General features: G+C 62.4%; 9 protein-coding genes and 2 pseudogenes. 7 read left to right on the top strand and 4 right to left on the bottom strand.

Features of this window, described 5'->3' with window-relative positions; genetic code table 11:
- From EOA75_RS23705 to EOA75_RS23680, 6 genes and pseudogenes are all read left to right on the top strand, one after another.
- Window positions 1-506, top strand: a pseudogene (locus EOA75_RS23705) (DNA polymerase III subunit delta'); the annotation flags it as partial.
- A 134-nt stretch (window positions 507-640) separates the two neighbouring features.
- The gene (metG, locus tag EOA75_RS23700) at window positions 641-2,188 is read left to right on the top strand and encodes a methionine--tRNA ligase (protein ID WP_127325305.1); all 1,548 of its coding nucleotides are present in this window, start codon (window positions 641-643) and stop codon (window positions 2,186-2,188) included.
- Entirely contained in the window at window positions 2,188-2,982 is a 795-nt protein-coding gene (locus EOA75_RS23695) for a TatD family hydrolase (RefSeq protein ID WP_127325304.1), read from the top strand. The genes metG and EOA75_RS23695 overlap by 1 nt, the downstream gene beginning before the upstream one ends.
- Before the next feature lies 1 nt (window position 2,983).
- A complete protein-coding gene (locus EOA75_RS23690) occupies window positions 2,984-3,805 on the top strand; it encodes an MBL fold metallo-hydrolase (RefSeq protein ID WP_127325303.1) in 822 nt (273 codons plus the stop codon).
- A gap of 15 nt (window positions 3,806-3,820) precedes the next feature.
- Window positions 3,821-4,480, top strand: a complete 660-nt coding sequence (locus EOA75_RS23685) for a chloramphenicol phosphotransferase (RefSeq protein ID WP_348628676.1) — start codon at window positions 3,821-3,823, stop codon at window positions 4,478-4,480.
- A gap of 137 nt (window positions 4,481-4,617) precedes the next feature.
- Window positions 4,618-5,529: an agmatinase gene (locus tag EOA75_RS23680; RefSeq protein WP_127325302.1), complete on the top strand. Its 912-nt coding sequence runs from the start codon at window positions 4,618-4,620 to the stop codon at window positions 5,527-5,529.
- Window positions 5,530-5,656: 127 nt separating this feature from the next.
- Here EOA75_RS23680 and EOA75_RS23675 read toward each other — a convergent pair whose 3' ends face one another.
- Window positions 5,657-5,893, bottom strand: coding sequence for a hypothetical protein (locus EOA75_RS23675; protein WP_095800710.1), 237 nt, complete (start codon window positions 5,891-5,893; stop codon window positions 5,657-5,659).
- Window positions 5,894-6,095: 202 nt separating this feature from the next.
- On the opposite strand from EOA75_RS23675, the gene EOA75_RS23670 reads away from it, so the two are divergent.
- Window positions 6,096-7,613 carry a winged helix-turn-helix domain-containing protein gene (locus tag EOA75_RS23670; protein ID WP_245466718.1) on the top strand — a complete coding sequence of 506 codons (1,518 nt, stop codon included), beginning with the start codon at window positions 6,096-6,098 and terminating at the stop codon, window positions 7,611-7,613.
- 23 nt (window positions 7,614-7,636) lie between these two features.
- Here EOA75_RS23670 and EOA75_RS23665 read toward each other — a convergent pair whose 3' ends face one another.
- From EOA75_RS23665 to EOA75_RS23655, 3 genes and pseudogenes are all read right to left on the bottom strand, one after another.
- Entirely contained in the window at window positions 7,637-8,029 is a 393-nt protein-coding gene (locus tag EOA75_RS23665; RefSeq protein WP_095825420.1) for a GFA family protein, read from the bottom strand.
- Window positions 8,030-8,165: 136 nt separating this feature from the next.
- Window positions 8,166-8,576 carry a hypothetical protein gene (locus EOA75_RS23660; RefSeq protein ID WP_127240453.1) on the bottom strand — a complete coding sequence of 137 codons (411 nt, stop codon included), beginning with the start codon at window positions 8,574-8,576 and terminating at the stop codon, window positions 8,166-8,168.
- Between the two features lie 3 nt (window positions 8,577-8,579).
- Window positions 8,580-8,811 (bottom strand): annotated as a pseudogene (locus tag EOA75_RS23655) (aldose 1-epimerase family protein); the annotation flags it as partial.

Genomic DNA, 8,811 nt, shown 5'->3' with positions numbered 1-8,811 from the left:
GCCTCTTGCCGACGATCCGGTCGCGGTGTCAGATGGTGCGGCTGACGCCGCTTGCGCCGGACGAATTGATGGCTGTGCTGGAAGGCATCGAGCCGCCGCCGCCGGTCGATCCGGCGGCGCGCGCGGCTTTGGCCGAGCGGGCAGGGGGCAGCGCGCGCAACGCGATCCTGCTTACCCAGTATGGCGGGCTGGAAATCGCCGGCGCGCTCGACGCGCTGGTGGCGGCGCAAAAGCCGGACATTGCCGCTGCCCATCGGCTTGCCGAAGCCGTTGCCGGCCGCGACCAGGCGATCCAATTCGATATCTTCAACCGCCGCGCGCTCGATCTGCTGTCGGCCGCTGCCAGCGAAGCGGCCTTAGCCGGCGACCTCGCCAGGGCCAAAACGCTGTCCGACGCTTGGCACGAGGCCGTGAACACGATATCTGATGCAGAGACCTACAATCTCGACAAGAAGCAGCACGCCCTGACCATGATCGACCGCCTGAATTCTGTGATGCGAATGTGACGGTTTTCTTAGTGCATGCCGCTGCCTCAAAACCGGGCACCACTTTTGGGCGGCATGCATCGGGATGGCAATCGCCATGCCGATAGTTTATCCACCGCCACAACTCAGATTCAGACCTTCATGACGGTTCATTCATGTCACGCGAAAAATCCTACCTGACCACGCCGATTTTTTATCCGAATGGCAAGCCACATATCGGCCACGCCTATACGGTCATCGCCAGCGACGCGCTGGCCCGCTTCCAGCGTCTCGACGGCAAGGAAGTGTTCTTCCTCACGGGCACCGACGAGCATGGCCTCAAGATGCAGCAGACAGCCGAGAAGGAAGGCATCGCGCCGATAACGCTCGCCGACCGCAATTCGGCAATCTTCCGCTCGATGACCGAGACAGTCGGAGGCTCAAACGACGAATTCATCCGCACGACCGAACAACGTCACTACGCATCCTGCCAAGCGATCTGGAAGGCGATGGCCGCCAATGGCGACATTTATCTTGATCGCTACAGCGGCTGGTATTCGGTCCGCCAGGAAGCCTATTTCGACGAAAGCGAAACCACGTTCGGCGACGACGGCGTGCGCCGCGAGCCGCTTGGCTCGCCGGTTGAATGGAACGAGGAGGAAAGCTATTTCTTCCGGCTATCCGCCTATCAGGACAAATTGCTGGCACTTTATGAGAGCCGGCCAGACTTCATCGGTCCAGCGGAGCGCCGTAACGAAGTGATCAGCTTCGTCAAGTCCGGCTTGAAGGACCTGTCGATCTCGCGCACCACTTTCAAATGGGGCGTGCCTGTACCGGGCAACGACAAGCATGTGATGTATGTCTGGGTCGACGCATTGACCAACTACATCACGGCCGCTGGCTATCCCGACACCAAATCCGAGCAATGGCACTACTGGCCGGCGACGCATATCATCGGCAAGGACATCGTGCGCTTCCACGCGGTCTACTGGCCGGCCTTCCTGATGTCGGCCGGCATAGAATTGCCGAAGCGCGTGTTCGCCCACGGCTTCCTGTTCAACCGCGGCGAGAAGATGTCCAAATCGGTCGGCAATGTCGTCGATCCGTTCGCGATGATCGAGCATTACGGGCTCGACCAGGTACGCTATTTCTTCCTGCGCGAGGTGCCGTTCGGGCAGGACGGCAGCTACAGTCACGAAGCGATCGTCAACCGCACCAATGCCGATCTCGCCAACGGCCTCGGCAATCTGGCGCAGCGCTCGCTGTCGATGATCGCCAAGAACTGCGGCGGCACGGTGCCGAAGCGCGGCGAGCTCACCGAAGCCGACGCGGCGATCCTCGACCAGGCGGTGGAGGCGCTTGCGGTGGCGCGCAGAGCGATGGCGGAGCAGGGCATCCATCTGGCGCTGGCGGCGATCTTCGGCGTGGTGGCCGACGCCGACCGCTACTTCGCGTCGCAGGAGCCCTGGGCGCTGCGCAAGTCCGATCCGGAGCGCATGGAGACGGTGCTGTGGACGACGGCCGAGCTTGTCCGGCGCGTGACCTTGCTTTGCCTGCCCTTCATTCCCGGATCGGCGGCGAGGCTGCTCGACCTGCTGGCTGTGCCGGCGGATAAGCGCAATTTCGCGCATGTCCACGCAGACCATGCGCTGGTGCCCGGCACGGCGCTGCCGGTGCCTGAGGGCGTGTTTCCCCGCTACGTCGAGCAGGACACCAAAGCCTGATGCTTGTCGACAGTCACTGCCATCTCGATTTTCCGGATTTTGCCGAGGAGCGGGCGGCTATCGTCGCCCGCGCTCTCGCAGCCGGGATCGGCCGCATGGTGACGATCTCAACGCGCGTGAAGCGTTTTCAGCAACTCCTTCAAATCGCTGAAGCTTTTAGAGAGGTCTATTGCTCAGTTGGTACTCATCCGCACAATGCGGCGGAAGAGCTCGATGTGACCGCAGAGGAGCTGGTACGGCTTTCCGACCATCCCAAGGTGGTGGCGATCGGCGAAGCCGGCCTGGACTATTTCTACGACCGTGCGCCGCGCGAGGCACAGGCGCAAGGCTTCCGCACTCACATCGCCGCCGCGCGCCGGACCGGCCTGCCGCTGGTCATCCATTCGCGCGACGCCGACGGCGACATGGCGGCGATTCTCGAGGAGGAGACAGGGAAGGGCGCTTTCCCCTTCATCCTGCATTGTTTTTCGTCCGGGCGTCGGCTGGCGGAAGTCGGCGTGGCGCTGGGCGGCTATGTCTCCTTCTCAGGCATCCTGACCTTCAAGAACTCGACCGAGTTGCGCGCGATTGCCGCAGATGTGCCGCGCGAACGGCTGCTGGTCGAGACCGACGCGCCTTATCTTGCGCCAATCCCGCATCGGGGAAAACGCAATGAGCCCGCCTATGTCGCGAATACGGCGAAGGTGCTGGCCGAGACCATCGGCGTCAGCGAGGCGGAGATCGCCGACATCACCACCGAGAATGTCTTCCGGCTGTTTGCCAAGATGCCGCGACCGGACGTGACGGCGGCCTGACATGGGCGACCAGCTGCGCCTCACCATTCTCGGCTGCGGCTCGTCGCCCGGTACGCCGCGCATCACCGGCGACTGGGGCAATTGCGATCCGGCCAATCCGAAGAACCGCCGCATGCGCACGGCTGCTCTTGTCGAGCGGATCGCAGGGAATGGCGGCCGCACCACCGTCGTCATCGACACCGGACCGGATTTCCGTGCCCAGATGCTGCTTGCTTCGGTCAAGCACATCAACGCGGTGGTTTATACCCATCCGCATGCCGACCACATTCACGGCATCGATGATCTGCGCGGCTTCGTGCTCGAGCAACGCCGTCGTATCGATATCCATGCCGACCAGCCGACCATGCTGCGGCTGCGCCAGGCGTTCGGCTACTGCTTCGAGACGCCCCCGGGCAGTTCCTATCCACCGATCGTAAGGCCGCATCTCATAGACCATGCCAGGCCGGTGGTGATCGAAGGCGAGGGGGGTCCTCTCACCCTTGAGCCGCTGCCGCAGATCCATGGCGACATCATTTCGCTCGGTTTCCGCATTGGCGGGATCGCCTATTGCCCCGATATCAGCGACTTTCCAGCTGCCACCGCGGGACGCCTTGAAGACCTTGACGTGCTGGTTATCGACGCGCTGCAGTACAACAGCCATCCGAGCCATCTGTCGCTTGCCGAGGCACTGGACTGGATCGAGAAGCTCTCGCCGAAAAACGCGGTGCTGACGCATATGCATGTGCCGCTGGACTATGCCGCCGTGATGGCCGAGACGCCGGACCACGTGGTGCCGGCCTATGACGGCATGACGATCGAAATTCCTTGTGAATCAGTGCGATAAAGACGCCTGTTCACTTTGGCGCTTAGTCGTCAATCCGATTCTCTTTGGTGCTTCGGAAACTGGTCGATGGTTCAGAATGTGTTTGTTCTGCTGCTCGGTTTCCCTGGCGTCGGCAAGCTGACGATCGCACGGGAACTCGTAACGGCACTTTCCGGCCAGGTCATCGACAATCACTGGATCAACAATCCTATATTGGCACTGCTTGCCGATGACGGTCGCCGCACGTTGCCTGATGCCGTCTGGGAGCAGACCGCCAAGGTCCGTCAGGCTGTCTTGGACACCGTCGCAACACTTTGTCCTCCCGCCGCCAACTTCATCTTCACGAACTCCGGCATCCAAGGAGACGCGAGAAGCCTGGCGTCCTACCAGCAGATGAAAGATGCGCCGGATCGACGAGGCGCTCACTTCGTGCCTGTGCGCTTGCTTTGCGAAGAGGCCGAACTGGTTCGTCGCGTGATGTCGCCAACTCGACGTGACCGTCTCAAGTCTATCGATCCGGAAGCGGCGCGCCGCCGCAGCCGGACAGTCGCTGTCCTTGACCCGAAGCACCCGAACAGCCTGACGATCGACGTAACAGCGATCAGCGCGGCGGAGGCGGCTACAAGGATTCACGAACACATCAAGGACCGCGTTGACGGTTCTCCTGGGCTTTCCGTGCGCGCTTCAGAGGCGTAGCAAAACCAGCTTCGTGCTACATACGTAAGTTCCATAATCTATCTTATGCGACTTTCTGATATGGATCATGTAGAGGCGATAAAGCGATCCTATCGACGTGCGCTCGCTGCGAGCGCTCACATTCGGACTATTGAACAATGACCTCTTCATCTTCCTTTCTTGGCTTTCCCGATTGCCTCGCCGGAGGCCGCGTGCCTCGCATGGTGATCTACGGTGCCGGTCATGGCAGCACCTATCCGCGAAAGGACAGCAGCGGCCATGCTCTGGCCGCCAACGCCATCCGCGCTGCGAGCCAAGACGATGCGCCGCTGGTCGAGCATTGGGATTTAGATCTCGGCGGTCCATTGTTCGACGGCAAGCCGGTCTCCTGCGTCGATGCCGGCAACATCTCGACGGTCATGCACGACAATGAGGGAAACCGGGCGCGGATCGAGGCGAAGACGCGCGAGGTCCTGGCCGCGTCGGCCGTGCCGATCCTGCTCGGCGGTGACGATTCCGTGGTAATTCCCTTTCTCGCCGGCTTTGCCGGTCACGGGCCGGTCTGGATCCTGCAGATCGACGCGCATATCGACTGGCGCGACGAGGTCGATGGCGAACGCTACGGCTATTCGAGCCCGATGCGCCGGGCGAGCGAGATGCCGCATATCGCCGGCCTCGTGCAAGTCGGCCTGCGCAGCGTCGGCAGCGCACGCCTGGCTGAAATCGAAGCGGCGCGACGCTATGGCAGCCGCTTTGTGACTGCCCGCGAGCTCCATGCCCAGGGCGTCGACGCAGCTCTCAGCCACATTCCGGACGGCGCGCGGGTCGTCGTGACCTTCGACTGCGACGGCCTCGATCCCAGCATCATGCCGGGCGTGGCGGCGCGCACGCCAGGCGGCCTCACCTACACCCAGGCGATCGACCTGATCGCCGGCCTCGGCAAGCGGGCCAGGATCGCAGGATTTGATCTGGTCGAATTCTATCCGCCTGCCGACCTTGACGGCCTGTCGGCGCTGACTGCAGCCCGGCTTCTCGTCAATGTCATCGGCACTGTCGTCCGGCAGGTTTAACTCAGATGGCCTGATGCCCCGACGAGATTCCCCGTTATGGCCGACCGATGTCGCTTCGAGCTCATGCCGGACCACCCTACCCGGTGGGACTGCGCTGCCGGCATCAGCGTTGACGCCACATCCGCGTTTATCTTTGCCAGAAGGGCAGCTTTCCGATCTCTTCCTCGGCCTGCTGTTTCGTCAGTCCGATATCGTCGATCAGATGCGGGTTGGCCTCTGATATCCGCTTCAGATCCCAGCGAAACCGTATCTGCTCGCGCCGGGCCGCGATCATGCCTCGCAGGGTCTGCAGGCTGTAGCGCCGGCGCGATGCCTGCCCGACCAGCGTTGCCAGCTGCGGGATCGATGCAAACGTGTCGTTCATGGCAACCTCCTATGGTTTGCGGCCCCATGCTTTTCGAGTTGGGGCCTTCCACCTGAATGAGGTTGGATTCTGCAGGATGCGGGCTGCGCCGTAATTAAGCGCATCCAAATAGTTCTCAAAACTTCCAAATCGGCCTGAGCGGTTCATCGGACATGACGAACTGCTCTACCCGTCTCACACTTTTCCTGGAATTGCTCTATAGATGCGCCGCATGCAGGGATCGCGCTTTGCCTTCGGCCCGTACGTGCTTGATTCAGCTGCGGGAACGTTGCTTCGGAACGATGTCCCCGTGGCCGCCGGCTATCGGGGGCTGAAGCTGCTTGCCGCGCTCGTGGAACGTCCCGGCGAAATCCTGGCCAAGGCCGAGCTGATGGACGCGGCATGGCCGGGCACGGCCGTCGAGGAAGGCAACCTCACCGTCCAGATCGCGCAGCTCAGAAAGCTGCTCGGCCCCGCCGCCGACGGCGGTGAATGGATCGCTACGGTGCCGCGCGTCGGCTATCGCTTCACGGGGGTCATCGAACAGCTTGGCGAGACGACACGAAAACCTTTGCCACTGCCCGGCAAGCCTTCGATAGCCGTGCTGCCCTTCGTCAATTTCGGCAATGATCCCGAGCAGGAATCCTTCGCGGACGGGTTGACCGAAGACCTGATCACTGACCTGTCCAGGAACGCGGGACTGTTCGTCATCGCGCGCAACTCGGTCTTCGTCTACAAGGGAAAGCCGATGGATGTGCGCGCGATCGCCGAGGACCTTGGCGTGCGCTACCTGCTTGAGGGGAGCGCAAGGCGCGCCGCGGGGCGTGTACGTATCAACGCGCAGCTTGTCGACGCGGTGAGCGGTGAACATCTGTGGGCGGAACGCTTCGATCGCAGTCTGGAAGATATTTTTGCGGTCCAGGACGAGGTAACGGCCAAGATCGTGGAGGCGCTGCTCGGCCGGCTGCGCACGCAGCCGCCGCGCAATCGGCCCAAGAATCTCGAGGCCTACGATTTGTGCGTGCGGGCGCGAAAACTGATCGACGACTCGCCTCAGACGGCGCGGGAGGCGCATCTGATGCTGACGCGCGCGGTCTCGCTCGATCCGGAATATGCTGAGGCCTATCGCTGGCTCGCCATGAACCATTGGATGGGATGGGTGCATTGGGGCGAGCCCGTCGACCCCAACCGGAGCATTGCCTTGGAGCTGGCCCGCAAAGCCGTGACGATCGACCCCAACGACGCCGGCTGCCGCTGGGTGCTTGCCAACCTGCTTGCCTATGAGCATCGCTTCGGCGAGGCGGATGCCGAATTCGCCAGAGCGTTCGAGCTCGATCCGAACGAGGCCGACGCCTGGGCGACATTGTCCGATATCGAGGTCCTAGCCGGGCGGATCGAGGAAGGCCTTGAGCACATTCGCAAGGCGTTCCGGCTGAACCCGTTTCCGCCGAGTTGGTACTATCTCACGCTCGGCGCCGCGCAATATGCGGCCCGCGACTATGAAGCCGCCATCGAGACGCTGCGCCGGGACGAGACCTATCGGACCAGCTCACGCCGTTTCCTGGCGGCAAGCCTTGCGCAGCTCGGCCGGTTCGAAGAGGCGCGCGCGGAGGTCGAGATGTTCCTTATCGCCAACCCGCATTTCACGACCAGCCACTGGGTCTGGACCGAGCCGTTCCGCGACGGCGCGATGCTCGAGCATTTCGTTGACGGGTTCCGCAAGGCCGGGCTTCCGGACTGACGGCCAGAAAGGAATGGCGCGACCTATTCTTCGAAGCGGCTCGTCGCCTCGCGATCGCGCTCGTATCGCTTGCTGACTGGAAACGGCGGCAGCCACGACTCGCGACGGATGATCCAGCTTTCGTAGGTCGGGGCTAGCTGGTCTGGGGCGTCCAGGGTCCCGAGATGCACTTCGATCTCGTCCGCGGTGCGTGCGAAAACGGACGAACCGCAGCGCGGACAGAAAAATCGCCCGGCATAGTCGCGCGTCTCACCGTCGATCGTAACCGCGTCCTGAGGGAATACCGCCGAAGCATAAAAGAGCGCGCCATGATGTTTGCGGCAATCGAGACAATGGCAGATGCAGACCCTGTATGGGCGGCCCGACGCCACAAGTCGGACATTGCGACACAGGCAGCCGCCGGTGAATCGGTCCATGTTGCGTCTCCTTCAAAGCCGTGCGGTGGAACGTTAGCAGCGAACTCGCCCAGGCGTCCAAGGCTGAGACGTCTCGCTTGCGTGGCTCTCAAAAGCCGGATTCCATAGAGATCGATTTGATCCGTGGCTTGCCGTCTTAGAAAAACCCATCGAGAAAAGCCGCCGTCCCATGCGAGAGGCTGACGATCTTGTTCGTCGCCTGGCGATAGAATTTGAAGTTGAGCTCGGTCTCAGGCCTGCCATCGCTCCAGTCCTTGAACCGCTTGAGCTCGTCCCGACCCAATCGCCGCGTTGCCAATGCGGTGCGGCGGATGGCAACACTGACGCGCGGCGTCTGCCGTTCGCGGTCGGATCTTTTGGGAATGGCCTCGGATGACGTGACAACGCCCCGTGCGACCAGCCCCTGTCCGGCTTCGTTTTCGCTGGCGAACACAAAGATCGTGTCGCCTTCGGCGATATGCTTGCCGCCATACATGGTTTTCTGCGCCGCGAATGAGAATGTCTCGGCCAGCGGATCCTTGACCTCGGCCTTGATCGCGAACGCCATGCCTCACGCATCCCGGCTGATGGTGATCCGGTAGGTCAACTTGCGCTTGGCGCCTGGCGGGATCAGCATCACGCCCGGCTTGTCGGCGAATTCGCCGTCGAAATCGACCGGGCTTGCAACGCCATGCCAGGGCTCGATGCAGAGGAACGGCGCGCCGCCGGGCTTGGACCAGATGCCCAATTCGTTGAATCCCTGCCACGACATTTCGATCGCCGGCCCCCGCCCGGCGGCATAG

This window comes from Mesorhizobium sp. M1A.F.Ca.IN.022.07.1.1, assembly GCF_003997575.1.
Lineage (GTDB): Bacteria > Pseudomonadota > Alphaproteobacteria > Rhizobiales > Rhizobiaceae > Mesorhizobium.
The sequence above is the reverse complement of the archived record's forward strand: the minus strand, read 5'-3'. Positions and strand labels throughout refer to the sequence as shown.